Origin of the sequence: Streptomyces sp. NBC_00207 (assembly GCF_045160965.1) — a bacterium.
GTDB lineage: Bacteria > Actinomycetota > Actinomycetes > Streptomycetales > Streptomycetaceae > Streptomyces.
On record NZ_CP130715.1, the window covers coordinates 5,817,505 to 5,830,927 of the forward strand.

The 13,423-nt window shown below is 72.0% G+C and carries 14 protein-coding genes; 7 read left to right on the forward strand and 7 right to left on the reverse strand.

Annotation, left to right across the window (positions count from 1 at the left end; translation table 11 throughout):
- Positions 1-56 precede the first annotated feature (56 nt).
- Together OG472_RS27650 and OG472_RS27655 are read right to left on the reverse strand one after the other, a co-directional pair.
- Entirely contained in the window at positions 57-635 is a 579-nt protein-coding gene (locus OG472_RS27650; RefSeq protein WP_405942176.1) for a hypothetical protein, read from the reverse strand.
- A 194-nt stretch (positions 636-829) separates the two neighbouring features.
- Positions 830-2,593 (reverse strand): acetyl/propionyl/methylcrotonyl-CoA carboxylase subunit alpha, encoded by a 1,764-nt coding sequence (locus OG472_RS27655; protein ID WP_383565422.1) that lies wholly within the window; start codon positions 2,591-2,593, stop codon positions 830-832.
- Positions 2,594-3,132: 539 nt separating this feature from the next.
- On the opposite strand from OG472_RS27655, the gene OG472_RS27660 reads away from it, so the two are divergent.
- Complete coding sequence (locus tag OG472_RS27660) at positions 3,133-3,609, forward strand: hypothetical protein (RefSeq protein WP_401607091.1); 477 nt, start codon at positions 3,133-3,135, stop codon at positions 3,607-3,609.
- Here OG472_RS27660 and OG472_RS27665 read toward each other — a convergent pair.
- The 4 genes from OG472_RS27665 to OG472_RS27680 all read right to left on the reverse strand — a co-directional run bounded on the left by OG472_RS27665 (position 3,590) and on the right by OG472_RS27680 (position 6,293).
- On the reverse strand, positions 3,590-4,219 hold the full coding sequence (locus OG472_RS27665; protein WP_383565426.1) for a nucleoside triphosphate pyrophosphatase: 630 nt from the start codon (positions 4,217-4,219) through the stop codon (positions 3,590-3,592). The genes OG472_RS27660 and OG472_RS27665 overlap by 20 nt on opposite strands.
- Positions 4,220-4,262: 43 nt before the next feature.
- Positions 4,263-4,397, reverse strand: a complete 135-nt coding sequence (mmpB, locus tag OG472_RS27670; protein ID WP_257789492.1) for a morphogenic membrane protein MmpB — start codon at positions 4,395-4,397, stop codon at positions 4,263-4,265.
- 81 nt (positions 4,398-4,478) lie between these two features.
- Positions 4,479-4,688, reverse strand: a complete 210-nt coding sequence (locus OG472_RS27675) for an acyl-CoA carboxylase epsilon subunit (protein ID WP_319725115.1) — start codon at positions 4,686-4,688, stop codon at positions 4,479-4,481.
- An 18-nt stretch (positions 4,689-4,706) separates the two neighbouring features.
- Positions 4,707-6,293 (reverse strand): acyl-CoA carboxylase subunit beta, encoded by a 1,587-nt coding sequence (locus OG472_RS27680; RefSeq protein ID WP_401607089.1) that lies wholly within the window; start codon positions 6,291-6,293, stop codon positions 4,707-4,709.
- 131 nt (positions 6,294-6,424) lie between these two features.
- On the opposite strand from OG472_RS27680, the gene OG472_RS27685 reads away from it, so the two are divergent.
- The 5 genes from OG472_RS27685 (at position 6,425) to hutH (ending at position 12,515) form a co-directional block, all read left to right on the forward strand.
- Positions 6,425-7,291: a biotin--[acetyl-CoA-carboxylase] ligase gene (locus tag OG472_RS27685; protein ID WP_401607087.1), complete on the forward strand. Its 867-nt coding sequence runs from the start codon at positions 6,425-6,427 to the stop codon at positions 7,289-7,291.
- Positions 7,292-7,520: 229 nt separating this feature from the next.
- Positions 7,521-8,687, forward strand: coding sequence for an adenylate/guanylate cyclase domain-containing protein (locus tag OG472_RS27690; protein ID WP_401607084.1), 1,167 nt, complete (start codon positions 7,521-7,523; stop codon positions 8,685-8,687).
- A 148-nt stretch (positions 8,688-8,835) separates the two neighbouring features.
- Positions 8,836-9,636, forward strand: a complete 801-nt coding sequence (locus OG472_RS27695; protein ID WP_361770138.1) for an enoyl-CoA hydratase-related protein — start codon at positions 8,836-8,838, stop codon at positions 9,634-9,636.
- Between the two features lie 82 nt (positions 9,637-9,718).
- Positions 9,719-10,834: a diguanylate cyclase domain-containing protein gene (locus tag OG472_RS27700; protein ID WP_401607079.1), complete on the forward strand. Its 1,116-nt coding sequence runs from the start codon at positions 9,719-9,721 to the stop codon at positions 10,832-10,834.
- Between the two features lie 139 nt (positions 10,835-10,973).
- Entirely contained in the window at positions 10,974-12,515 is a 1,542-nt protein-coding gene (hutH, locus tag OG472_RS27705) for a histidine ammonia-lyase (protein WP_401607078.1), read from the forward strand.
- Between the two features lie 83 nt (positions 12,516-12,598).
- Here the strand turns inward: hutH and OG472_RS27710 are convergent, their stop codons facing one another.
- The gene (locus tag OG472_RS27710) at positions 12,599-12,949 is read right to left on the reverse strand and encodes a hypothetical protein (RefSeq protein WP_405831742.1); all 351 of its coding nucleotides are present in this window, start codon (positions 12,947-12,949) and stop codon (positions 12,599-12,601) included.
- A gap of 146 nt (positions 12,950-13,095) precedes the next feature.
- On the opposite strand from OG472_RS27710, the gene OG472_RS27715 reads away from it, so the two are divergent.
- Positions 13,096-13,398, forward strand: a complete 303-nt coding sequence (locus tag OG472_RS27715) for a hypothetical protein (RefSeq protein ID WP_327415975.1) — start codon at positions 13,096-13,098, stop codon at positions 13,396-13,398.
- The last annotated feature ends 25 nt before the right edge of the window (positions 13,399-13,423 follow it).

Sequence of the window (13,423 nt, forward strand, 5' to 3'; positions counted from 1 at the left end):
TTCGTACCGGCCCCACCGCGAAAATCCGGTGGGGCCGGTGCGCTGTCCCTGCACCTCTACTTGCCGCCCACGCCTCCAAGTACCGTCATGACGGCGTTGCCGCGCACCTTGACGATGCAACCGTCATCCTGAACGACGATGACGAACCCAGTGGCAGGCGATACGACGAGCACGTCGGTCCACATGGAGTAGTCGCGGACGCGAGTGTCGAACGCCTTGACGAAATCGCGGAGATTCGAGGCTTCGACGAAATACGGACCCTGATCCGGGTAGAAGCTCGTGCTGTTCACCACGATGAGGGGGCCTTCGAGGTCGTCGCAGTACGACAGGAAGTCATCCTCGATGGCATCGGCGTCGCGTTCTGTGAGGTCGAAAGGCCTCCAGTCGTCGAGGGGAATGCCGGTCATTCTGTCCGGGTTGTATGCCGTCGATCCGGGGAGGACCGCATCCAGTACCCGTTCCGCGAAGTCCCAGTTGACGTGCCTCGGTGCTGTGGTCATCGTCTTCCCATCGGGGAGGGTTCCGCGCCAAAAATCCGGCTCCCGCACAAGGAAGTCGTCCAGACTGCCGCCGGCGAAGTGGGCGGCGACCTCCAGGAGATCATCTTCATTGGCCACGAGGAAGCGCTCTACCATTGGCGACAGTGAGGTTGCGGACCTGCTTCTGCTGAGCCCAGTTCCGAACCTCGCTGACCTGAACCCATGTACCCGACGAGGTCCTCTGAGGAGCCGGCAGGCGACGCCGGGCACCTGGTAGCGGCTCGCCCCGCACATGACACCGGCCCCCGGGACCCGAAAGGGTCCCGGGGGCCGGCTGCGTCGTGCGGACGTCAGTCCTTGATCTCGCAGATCGTCGCGCCCGAGGTGACGGAGGCGCCGACCTCGGCCGTGAGGCCGACGATGGTGCCGGAGCGGTGCGCGTTGAGCGGCTGCTCCATCTTCATGGCCTCCAGTACGACGACCAGCTCGCCCTCGGTGACCTGCTGGCCCTCCTCGACCGCGACCTTGACGATCGTGCCCTGCATCGGGGAGGCGAGGGTGTCGCCGGAGGCGGCCGGGCCGGACTTCTTGGCCGCGCGGCGCTTCGGCTTGGCGCCGCCCGCGGCGGCCGTGCGGGCCAGGGTCATGCCCAGGGACGACGGCAGGGAGACCTCGAGGCGCTTGCCGCCGACCTCGACGACCACCGTCTCGCGGCCCGGCTCGTCCTCGGTGTCCTCCGCGGCCGGAGCCGTGAACGCCGGGATCTCGTTGACGAACTCGGTCTCGATCCACCGGGTGAAGACGGTGAACGGGCTGCCGTCCGTGGGGGCGAACGCCGGGTCGGCGACGACCGCACGGTGGAAGGGGATGGCCGTGGCCATGCCCTCGACCTCGAACTCGGCCAGGGCGCGGGCGGCGCGCTGCAGGGCCTGCTCGCGGGTGGCGCCGGTGACGATGAGCTTGGCCAGGAGCGAGTCCCAGGCCGGGCCGATCACGGAGCCGGACTCGACGCCCGCGTCCAGGCGGACACCGGGGCCGGTGGGCGCGTTGAACTTGGTGACCGTGCCGGGGGCCGGGAGGAAGCCGCGGCCCGGGTCCTCGCCGTTGATGCGGAACTCGATGGAGTGACCGCGCAGAACCGGGTCGCCGTAGCCGAGCGCCTCGCCGTCGGCGATGCGGAACATCTCGCGGACCAGGTCGATGCCGGCGACCTCTTCGGTGACCGGGTGCTCGACCTGCAGGCGGGTGTTGACCTCCAGGAAGGAGATCAGGCCGTCGGCGGAGACGAGGAACTCGACGGTGCCGGCGCCGACGTAGCCGGCTTCCTTCAGGATGGCCTTGGAGGCGGCGTACAGCTCCGCGTTCTGAGCCTCGGTCAGGAACGGCGCCGGGGCCTCCTCCACCAGCTTCTGGTGGCGGCGCTGCAGGGAGCAGTCACGGGTCGAGACGACGACCACGTTGCCGTGGGAGTCGGCCAGGCACTGGGTCTCGACGTGGCGCGGCTTGTCGAGGTAGCGCTCGACGAAGCACTCGCCGCGGCCGAAGGCGGCGACGGCCTCGCGGACGGCGGAGTCGTAGAGCTCCGGCACCTCCTCGAGGGTGCGGGCGACCTTCAGGCCGCGACCGCCACCGCCGAAGGCGGCCTTGATGGCGATCGGCAGGCCGTGCTCCTTGGCGAAGGCGACGACCTCGTCGGCCCCGGAGACCGGGTCCGGCGTACCGGCGACCAGCGGGGCGCCGGCGCGCTGGGCGATGTGACGGGCGGCCACCTTGTCGCCGAGGTCGCGGATGGCCTGCGGCGGCGGGCCGATCCAGGTCAGGCCGGCGTCGATCACGGCCTGGGCGAAGTCGGCGTTCTCGGAGAGGAAGCCGTATCCGGGATGGATGGCGTCCGCACCGGAGTCGGCTGCGGCCTGGAGGACCTTGGAGATGTCCAGGTAGCTGGCGGCCGGGGTGTCACCGCCCAACGCGAAAGCTTCGTCTGCCGCGCGGACGTGCAGAGCGTCCCGGTCCGGATCGGCGTAGACGGCTACGCTCGCGATCCCGGCGTCCCGGCAGGCCCGAGCAACGCGGACAGCGATTTCGCCACGGTTGGCGATGAGCACCTTGCGCACGATGGCTCCCTCCTTGAAACAAGCTGAGTTTAGGGACAGCCCACACGGCCTTTCGACCCTTCCCCGGTGGTGACCTTGCCCACACAGAGTGTGATGCGAGGCCCGGACCACCCGAGAACCCTTGTGGCGCCCCAGGTCAGGGGGATCCCCGACTGCACAGTAACCCCGTCATGTATCCAAGGTCTCTGTCCCCCCGGTCAGCGGCCCCGGGTGATTCTTTGTCGAGTCCCTACGAACGGCCCACATTTTCTTTGCCGGCGGAACCGGAGTTGTCCACTTGTTTACTGATTGGTAGCCCCGTCGTCCCGCAGGACGATTCGGGACAACACCGTACCCACAGGGGTTGCCGTCCCCGTGCAGGAACCGCGCTCCGGCGGTGCGCCCCGGACGGACGGACCGGACGGCACCCACCGGTGGCCCGGGGAGGGCGCGTTGACGGCCCGTCGAACCCGGGTGGGCGGATGTCTTGCCCGCTGCGCTACCCGTTAGTAGCCTCCAGGCGTCGAACGGGCGTGTGACGTGTGGGGGGTGGGGACGTCGTGCTGCGAAGACTCGTGGCCGGACTGGCCGCGATCGTGCTTGTCGCGGAAGCGGCCGTGCTCGTGCTCGTCCACATCGTGCTGGGCCGGACCACGGCGAACCAGTCGATGTCCATCGCCGGCAGCGATCCGGACGTCATGTCCAAGGCGACCTACGCCATGGGGGCGGGCATGGGCGCCTTCCTCGTGCTGTGCGCCGTCCTCGCCGCCGTCGCCGCGCTCCGCGACCGCTCCCCGGGCCGCTTCGCCCGCATCGTGCTCATCACCGCGGCCGTCACCCACGGGCTGCTGGGCGTACTCGCCGTCGTCCTGGTCGGCTGGCCCGCCTTCGCGGCGACGACGCTGATCCTGTGCCTCCTGGTGCTGACCCTGACGCTCTACGCCGCCCCGCAGGACGGCGACGGCGGCAACGGGAGCACACAGCCGCCGCAGCCGCCCCCGCCCGCGCTCGGGGAGCTCAAGCCCACAGGTCCGTGATGGACACGTCCAGTTCGCCGAGCAGGGAGCGCAGCAGCGGCAGCGAGAGGCCGATCACGTTGCCGTGATCCCCATCGATGCCGTCGATGAACGGCGCCGACAGCCCGTCCAGGGTGAACGCCCCCGCCACGTGCAGCGGCTCGCCGCTCGCCACGTACGCCGCGACCTCGGCGTCCGTCGGCTCGCCGAACCGGACCGTCGTGGACGCCGTCGCCGAGACCTGACGGCCGTCCGCCGTGTCGATCACGCAGTGCCCGGTGCGCAGGACGCCCGCCCGGCCGCGCATCGACTTCCAGCGCGCGGTGGCCTCCTCGGCGTCGGCGGGCTTGCCCAGCGCCTCGCCGTCCAGCTCCAGCACGGAGTCGCAGCCGATCACCAGAGCGCCCGCGGCCTCGTCCAGGCCCGCCACGACCGCCGCCTTCGCCTCGGCCAGCGCCAGGGCCAGCGCGGCGGGCTCGTCGTGGTTCAGGGTGTCCTCGTCGAAGCCGCTGACGATCACGTGCGGGGCGAGCCCGGCCTGGCGCAGCAGGTTCAGCCGGGCGGGGGAGGCGGAGGCGAGGACGAGCTTGCGCGGGTTCGCGGGCTGGGGCGTGGCAGTCATGCCCGCCATCGTAGGCGCGCCGACGACACCCCGGAACACGCCCGGAGAAGGCCTAGAAGTGGCCCACGCCGAGGACGTAGACCACGACGAGCATGGCGAGGGCGAGCACCAGGCTCAGCCGCCGGATCATCGCCTGCGCGTCGCGCATGTCCTTGGGCGGCTCGTTCTTCGGGTCGGACCAGAGCATGCTCCGATCCTGGCCCCGGGAACGGGTGTGGCGCCTGAGTACGGGTACTCAGGCGCCACCCTTCGTTCACATCATCTTCGGCTAACCCGGCCAGTACGTACGGCCCCACGCGCGCGGGCCCGGCTGCGGCAGCCGCCGCCGTGCCACCCGGGCCGGCGTCGACCACTCGTCCGCGACCGGCGGGGCGCCCGACGGTGCCGAGGCCAGCACCGCCGCGCGCGCTTGGACCACCGCCAGTGCGGCGGCCAGCTCCTCCGGGGTCGGATTGCCCTTGACGACCTTGATCACCACAGAGACCTCCTGGAGGGGCTAGAGGGGGATGTTGCCGTGCTTCTTCGGCGGCAGGGACTCCCGCTTGGTGCGCAGCTGCCGCAGCCCCTTCACCACGTGCGCCCGGGTCTCGGACGGCATGGTCACCGCGTCGATGTAACCGCGCTCGGCGGCCGTGTACGGGTTGAGCAGCGCGTCCTCGTACTCGGCGATGAGCCGTGCCCGGGTCTCCTCCACATTCTCCGCCTCCGCGATCGTCCGGCGGTGCAGGATGTTCACCGCGCCCTGCGCGCCCATGACGGCGATCTGCGCGGTCGGCCAGGCGAGGTTCAGGTCCGCGCCGAGGTGCTTGGAGCCCATGACGTCGTACGCGCCGCCGAAGGCCTTGCGGGTGATGACGGTGATCAGGGGAACGGTGGCCTCGGCGTACGCGTAGATCAGCTTCGCGCCGCGCCGGATGATTCCGTTGTACTCCTGGTCCGTGCCCGGCAGGAAGCCCGGCACGTCCACGAAGGTCAGCACCGGGACGTTGAACGCGTCGCACGTCCGGACGAACCGCGCCGCCTTCTCGGAGGCGTCGATGTCCAGGCAGCCGGCGAACTGCATCGGCTGGTTGGCGACGATGCCCACCGGGTGGCCCTCGACCCGGCCGAAGCCGGTCAGGATGTTCGGCGCGAAGAGCGCCTGCGTCTCCAGGAACTCGGCGTCGTCCAGCACGTGCTCGATCACGGTGTGCATGTCGTACGGCTGGTTCGCGCTGTCCGGGATCAGCACGTCGAGCTCGCGGTCGGCGTCGGAGACCTCGGTGTCCGCCTCCTCCGGGAAGGCGGGGGGCTCGGAGAGGTTGTTCGACGGCAGGTACGCGAGGAGCGACTTCACGTACTCGATGGCGTCCTTCTCGTCGCCCGCCATGTGGTGGGCCACGCCGGACGTGCTGTTGTGGGTGCGCGCCCCGCCCAGCTCCTCGAAGCCGACGTCCTCGCCGGTGACCGTCTTGATGACGTCCGGACCGGTGATGAACATGTGCGAGGTCTGGTCGACCATGACCGTGAAGTCGGTGATGGCGGGGGAGTACACGGCGCCGCCCGCGCAGGGCCCGACGATCAGGCTGATCTGCGGGATCACGCCGGAGGCGTGCACGTTGCGGCGGAAGATCTCGCCGTACATGCCCAGCGCGCTGACGCCCTCCTGGATGCGGGCGCCGCCGGAGTCGTTGATGCCGACGAGCGGGCAGCCCGTCTTCAGCGCGAAGTCCATGACCTTCATGATCTTCTGGCCGTAGGTCTCGCCGAGGGCGCCGCCGAAGACGGTGAAGTCCTGCGAGAACACGGCCACCGGGCGGCCGTCGACCGTGCCGTAGCCGGTGACGACGCCGTCGCCGTAGGGGCGGGTCTTCTCCAGCCCGAAGCTGGTGGAGCGGTGCCGGGCGAACTCGTCCAGCTCGACGAAGGACCCTTCGTCCAGCAGCAGGGCCACCCGCTCACGCGCCGTCAGCTTGCCCTTGGCGTGCTGCTTCTCCACGGCACGCGCGGATCCGGCGTGGGTGGCTTCGTCGATGCGGCGCTGCAGATCCGCGATCTTGCCCGCGGTGGTGTGCATGTCGATCGGCTCTGACGGATGTGACATCGGGGTCGCGGCTCCCTGCATGGTGTCAACTGCCTGGTCAATTGATTGACTACTGCTGGCTACTGGTGCGTAGCGTATCGGCGGGCATGGCGCTCGGCAGTGCGGCGTTTGACACACCTAATGTGGCTTGCATGACGCCATCAGATGCATCAGCAGGAGCTTCCGCCGGTCGTTGGTCGAGTCTGGAGCGGCCGCCCCTGAACGCCGAGGGGCTCCGGCGGGCCCTCGTCACCGGGGGAACGCTGTGGAGCTCCCTCGACGTGGTCGCCACCACCGGCTCCACCAACACCGACCTCGCCGCCCGGGCGCCGGAGCTGCCCGAGGGGGCCGTGCTCGTCGCCGAGGAGCAGAGCGCGGGGCGCGGGCGGCTCGACCGGAGCTGGGTCGCGCCGGCCCGGTCCGGGCTGTTCTTCTCCGTCCTTTTCAAGCCGGGCGACGCGGTGCCGCAGGAGCGGTGGGGGTGGCTGACCCTGCTGGCCGGCGTGGCCACCGCGACCGGGCTGTCCCGTGCGGCGGGCGTGGACACCGCACTCAAATGGCCCAACGACCTGCTGGTCACCGTGGACGGCGAGGAGCGCAAGACCGGCGGGATCCTCGCCGAGCGGGTCACCGACGGCGTGGTCGTCGGGATCGGGCTCAACGTCAGCCTCACCGAGGACGAGCTGCCCGTGCCGGCCGCGGGCTCGCTGGCGCTGGCCAAGGCCGCCGTGACCGACCGGGACCCGCTCCTGAGGGCCGTACTGCGCTCCCTGGAGGAGTGGTACGGAAACTGGCGCGCGGCGGGCGGCGACCCCGCCGCCAGCGGCCTCCAGGAGACCTACGCGGCGGGCTGCGCCACCCTCGGCCGCCACGTCCGCGCGGAGCTCCCGGGCGGCCGCACTCTCACCGGAACGGCCGAAGCGGTGGACACCGATGGCCGCCTGGTGATCCGTACGGCCGAGGGACAGCACGAGGCGGTGGGGGCGGGGGACGTCGTCCACCTGCGCTCCGTGCACTGACGGGGCACGACGGGGATGAGGCCGGGCGCGCGGAGAAATGTGTGGAACCAGCATTTCGGGCGGGTACGGCCTCATGGGGCGCCCGGGCGCCCCGGGGGCGGACCGAGCCGCAAAAAGGGGAGGGGGAGTGAGCTACGGCACACCTGCCGTATGGTTTAGGCGATCCCGGTGCTCGTGGTGATCAACCGGTTCGCAGGGCAGTGCGCACGGAATGGACAGGAGGCGGCCCTTGACCGTCGACGACTCTACGTCCAGCGCGTCCGCCGGCGCCGGCGGCTCCGCGTCCGGCCCGGTCACCCCGATCGGCCGTGACCAGCACACTCCGCACCACGAGGTGGACCACACGGCCCAGCCGACGGCGGATCCCCTCGCCATCCGGCTGGAGCAGCTGATCCTCGGGGCCGAGCGCCGGTACACGCCGTTCCAGGCCGCCCGGAGCGCCGGTGTGTCCATGGAGCTCGCCTCCCGTTTCTGGCGGGCCATGGGCTTCGCCGACATCGGGCAGGCCAAGGCGCTGACCGAGGCCGACGTACTGGCCCTGCGCCGGCTCGCCGGTCTGGTGGAGGCCGGGCTGCTGTCCGAGCCGATGGCGGTGCAGGTGGCCCGGTCCACCGGGCAGACCACGGCGCGGCTGGCGGAGTGGCAGATCGACTCCTTCCTGGAGGGGCTGACGGAGCCGCCGGAGCCGGGGATGACCCGTACGGAGGTCACGTACCCCCTGGTGGAGCTGCTCCTGCCCGAGCTGGAGGAATTCCTCGTCTACGTGTGGCGGCGGCAGCTGGCGGCCGCCACCGGGCGCGTGGTGCAGGTCGCGGACGACGACGAGATGGTGGACCGGCGGCTCGCCGTGGGCTTCGCCGACCTGGTGGGCTTCACCCGCCTCACGCGGCGGCTGGAGGAGGAGGAGCTCGGCGAGCTCGTCGAGTCCTTCGAGACGACCGCGGCGGACCTGGTGGCCGCGCACGGCGGCAGGCTGATCAAGACGCTCGGCGACGAGGTGCTGTACTGCGCCGACGACGCGGCGACGGCGGCCGAGATCGCACTGCGGCTGATCGAGACGATGGAGCTCGACGCGCAGATGCCCGAGCTGCGGGTCGGGATCGCCTTCGGCACGGTGACGACCCGGATGGGCGACGTCTTCGGGACCACGGTGAACCTGGCCAGCCGGCTGACCTCCATAGCCCCCAAGGACGCGGTGCTGGTGGACGGGGCGATGGCCGAGGAGCTCTCCCGGTCCGGGGCGGCGCCGGTGTCGGAGAAGGAAGCGGAGAACTCGCCCGACGAGGGGGCGGCCTACCGGTTCGCCCTCCAGCCGATGTGGCAGCGGCCGGTGCGCGGGCTCGGCGTGGTGGAGCCCTGGTCGCTCACCCGCAGGAAGCCCAAGAACCCCGCCTGACGCCCCCCCGGGCCCTCGCCGCCCGGTCCGGCCCCTTCGGCGGCGGGCCGGGGCGCAGCCGTGCCCCGGATCCCGCGGCCTTGACCCGGCGGCCTCCCCGCGCACTAGAGTGCGCTGATAACGCTCGTTAACCGGGAGGGTCGCAGGCATGTCTGAGCAGCGCTTCGGAGAGTTCGTCGCGGTACGTCGGGAGGGCGACGGGCACGTCGCGGAGCTGGCGATGGACCGCCCCAAGGCGATGAACGCGGTGTCGACGGAGATGGCCCGGTCGATCGGCGCGGCCTGCGCGGCGCTCGCCGCGGACCCGTCGGTGCGCGTGGTCGTGCTCACCTCCACCGCCGAGCGGGCCTTCTGCGTCGGGGCGGACCTCAAGGAGCGGAACTCGCTCTCGGACGCCGAGCTGGTGCGGCAGCGGCCGACCACGCGCGGGGCGTACGGGGGAGTGCTGGAGCTTCCGGTGCCGACCATCGCGGCGGTGCACGGCTTCGCGCTGGGCGGCGGCTTCGAGCTGGCCCTGGCCTGCGACGTGATCGTGGCCGACGAGAGCGCGGTGGTCGGGCTGCCCGAGGTGTCGGTGGGCGTGATTCCGGGCGGCGGCGGTACGCAGCTGCTGCCGCGCCGGGTGGGTGCGGCGCGGGCGGCCGAGCTGATCTTCACGGCGCGCCGGGTGGAGGCGGCCGAGGCGCTGTCCCTGGGGCTGGTGGACTCGGTGGTCGCGGCGGGGCAGGACCGGGCCGAGGCCCTGGCCCTGGCGTCCCGGATGGCGGCGAACTCCCCGGTCGGTCTGCGGGCGGCCAAGCGGGCGCTGCGGCTGGGGCACGGGATGGACCTGGCGGCGGGCCTGGAGATCGAGGACGCGGCCTGGCGGACGGTGGCCTTCTCCGGTGACCGGGCGGAGGGCGTGGCGGCGTTCAACGAGAAGCGCAAGCCGAACTGGCCGGGGGAGTAGCCCGCCCGTCCGGCAGGGCCGGGGACGTCTCCGCCGCGGCGTCACACGTACCAAATCGGACAAAACTCCCTAACCTGGGGTGATGGGAGTCGACGGGCGGCTGCGAGCCGTGGTGAGCCTCGCGCAGGCGATGGCCGCGGCCTGCGCGCCGCGGGACAGTGTGCGGGCGGCGGCGCGGGGGGCGCGCACGGCGCTGGACGGCTCCTTCGCCGCGATCTCCGCGTGGGAACGGGAGCGGGGGCGCCTGCGCGTGCTCGTGAACGAGGGCGAGCGGCGGGCCGGGGAGGAGGAGTTCCCCGAGGACGAGTCCTACCCCGTGCACGACTTCCCGGAGATCACCGAGTTCCTCCACGAACGGTGGGTGGGCGGCGGGGGCCCGCACGCCTGGGTCGAGAGCGCCGTCGGCGACCGCCCCGGGCGGCGCGGAGAGGCGCTGCGCCACCGCGGCCGCGGGACCTGCGTGGTCGCGCCCGTCGTGCTCAGCGGGCGGGCCTGGGGCGAGCTGTACGTCGCCCGGGACGAGGGGCTGCCCGACTTCGACGAGGACGACGCCGAGTTCGCCACCGTGCTGGCCGCCGTGATCGCGGCCGGCCTCGCGCAGAACGAGCGGCTGGAGGAGGCTCGGCGCCTCGCCTTCACCGACCCGCTGACCGGGCTCGCGAACCGCCGGGCCGTCGACATGCGGCTCGACGAGGCCCTGGAGGAGCACCGGCGCACCGGGGTGGTGGTCAGCCTCGTCGTCTGCGACCTGAACGGGCTGAAGAAGGTCAACGACACCCTGGGCCACGCCATGGGCGACCGGCTGCTGGAGCGGTTCGGCTCGGTCCTCAGCCTGTGCGGGGCCATGCTGCCCGGGGCGCTGGTCGCACGCCTGGGCGGTGACGAGTTCTGTCTGGTCGGGGTCGGCCCGAGCGCCGACGAGGTGGTCCGGGTCACCGAGGAGCTGTGCACCCGGGCGGCCGGGCTGGAGCTGGGCGAGGGCGTGGCCTGCGGGGTGGCCTCCACCGGGGACCCGATCGGGCCGGTGAAGTCCTCCCGGCGGCTGTTCCGGCTGGCCGACGCCGCCCAGTACAAGGCGAAGGCGGCGCGCTCGACCGGGCCGGTGGTGGCGGGGCGGGACACCGCGGTGGTCCGGCTCGCGGACGCCGCCGCCCAGGAGGCCCCCGGGGAGCGGCGCCGCTTCCGAGGGCGTCAGTGACCGCGCGTGACCGCCCCCGGCCAGGGGTGCGGCTGCCCGCGGGCGGCACTGGGTCGTAAGGGTTACTCGTCGGTCGCGATCGTGACAATTTCCCCTAGTGACATGAAGCGATTCAATCCGTAGGGTGCTGAATATGGATATGCACACTGTTGTGGTCGGGACCTCCGGGACCACTGCCGAGGACGTCATCGCCGTCGCCCGCGGCAACGCACGGGTCGAGCTGTCCGGCGAGGCGCTCGACGCACTCGCCCGCGCCCGCGAGATCGTCGACGCCCTCGCCGCCAAGCCCGAGCCCGTCTACGGGGTGTCCACGGGATTCGGCGCCCTCGCCTCCCGGCACATCAGTCCCGAGCTGCGCGCCCAGCTCCAGCGCAACATCGTCCGCTCGCACGCCGCCGGCATGGGCCCGCGCGTCGAGCGCGAGGTGGTCCGCGCGCTGATGTTCCTCCGGCTGAAGACCGTCGCCTCCGGGCACACCGGCGTACGGCCCTCCGTCGCCCAGACCATGGCCGACGTGCTCAACGCCGGGATCACCCCCGTCGTCCACGAGTACGGCTCCCTGGGCTGCTCCGGCGATCTCGCCCCGCTGTCCCACTGCGCGCTCGCGCTCATGGGCGAGGGCGACGCCGAGGGCCCGGACGGAACCGTCCGCCCCGCCGGCGAGCTGCTCGCCGAGGCCGGGATCACCCCCGTCGAGCTCCGCGAGAAGGAGGGCCTCGCCCTCCTCAACGGCACCGACGGCATGCTCGGCATGCTCGTCATGGCCCTCGCCGACCTCGGCAAGCTGTACACCTCCGCCGACATCACCGCGGCCCTCACCCTGGAAGCGCTGCTCGGCACCGAGAAGGTCCTGCAGCCGGAGCTGCACGCCATCCGCCCGCACCCCGGCCAGGGCGCCTCCGCCGCCAACATGGCCGCCGTGCTGAAGGGCTCCGGGCTCACCGGGCACTTCCAGGAGGAGTCCGCCCCGCGCGTGCAGGACGCGTACTCGGTGCGCTGCGCCCCGCAGGTCGCCGGCGCGGGCCGCGACACCATGGCGCACGCCGCCCTGGTGGCCTCCCGCGAGCTGGCCGCCGCCGTCGACAACCCGGTGGTGCTGCCCGACGGGCGCGTGGAGTCCAACGGCAACTTCCACGGGGCCCCGGTCGCCTACGTGCTGGACTTCCTGGCCATCGCGGCCGCCGACCTCGGCTCCATCGCCGAGCGGCGCACCGACCGGCTGCTCGACAAGAACCGCTCGCACGGCCTGCCGCCGTTCCTCGCGGACGACGCCGGCGTGGACTCCGGTCTGATGATCGCCCAGTACACGCAGGCCGCCCTGGTCAGTGAGATGAAGCGGCTCGCGGTGCCGGCCTCGGCCGACTCGATCCCCTCCTCCGCCATGCAGGAGGACCACGTCTCGATGGGCTGGTCGGCCGCGCGCAAGCTCCGTACCGCCATCGACAACCTGACGCGGATCATCGCCATCGAGCTGTACGCGGCCACCCGCGCCATCGAGCTGCGCCACGGGCTCACCGCGGCGCCGGCCAGCCGGGCCGCCATCGAGGCCGCCCGGGCGGCGGGCGTGCAGGGTCCCGGGCCGGATCGTTTCCTCGCCCCCGACCTGGCCGCCGCCGATGAGTTCGTCCGTACGGGCGGGCTGCTCGCAGCGGTGGAGCCGGTGACGGGTCCGCTCGCCTGACCGCGGACTCTGCCGTACGGCGAAGGGCCGCTCCGGGATCTCTCCCGGGGCGGCCCTTCCCGTTCACCGGGCGCGTGTCCCGTTCACGCGGAGCGTGAGGGGGAGTGGGAGCGGCGTACGGAGAAGGCCACGAACCCGGCCCCGACACCGAGGAAGAGCGTGCCGCCCAGCAGGTAGGGGGTGGTGTCGACGGAGCCGGTGTCGGCGAGCACGACGGACGGCGCCTGTGCGCCCGCCGCTTCGGCCGTTCCCGTGACGGTGCCGGAACCGGAACCGGCTCCGGCGCCGGTCTCCGTGGTGTTCGCGCCGGCGGGCACGCCGGAAAGGCTCTCCGCGGCCCCTGGGGAGGTGGCGCCCGCCGAGGGCACGAACCACAGGGCGGCGAGGAGGGTGGTCGCTCCGAGAGCGGTGAGCAGCGGTCGGCGTGCGGACACGGTGCGATCCCCCTTGTGGCAGCAGCGAATTGGCCGTGTGCGGTGATGCTACGGAAAGGGGCGGGTCGTGGGAAAGTCAGGGCTTCCGCGGGCTTACTCTCCGTCGTATGAACCCTTCTGAGACATCACGTTATGTCCGCCTTCGGGTGGATTTGGTACTTGAGGTGCCGGACGCCCAGGCACTCACCGGAGCCGCGCTCGCGCACATCAAGGCCGACGAGTTCATGCCGGACGAGGAGCGCGGCCACGCCGAGTCCGCCGTCCGCGAGGACGAATCGGAGGCCCTGGCCTACCTCGTGGACCCCACTGACCTGGTCGCCGAGATTCCCGGCGTGGAGCTGGCGCAGGCCTCCTGGAGCAGCGAGCCCGTCGAATACGACCCCGAGTCGATGGAGTGGGACCTGGACGAGGAAGATGGGGACTTCGACGAAGAACCCGACAACGCCTGACCGTGTGGTTGCCCACATCCCAACG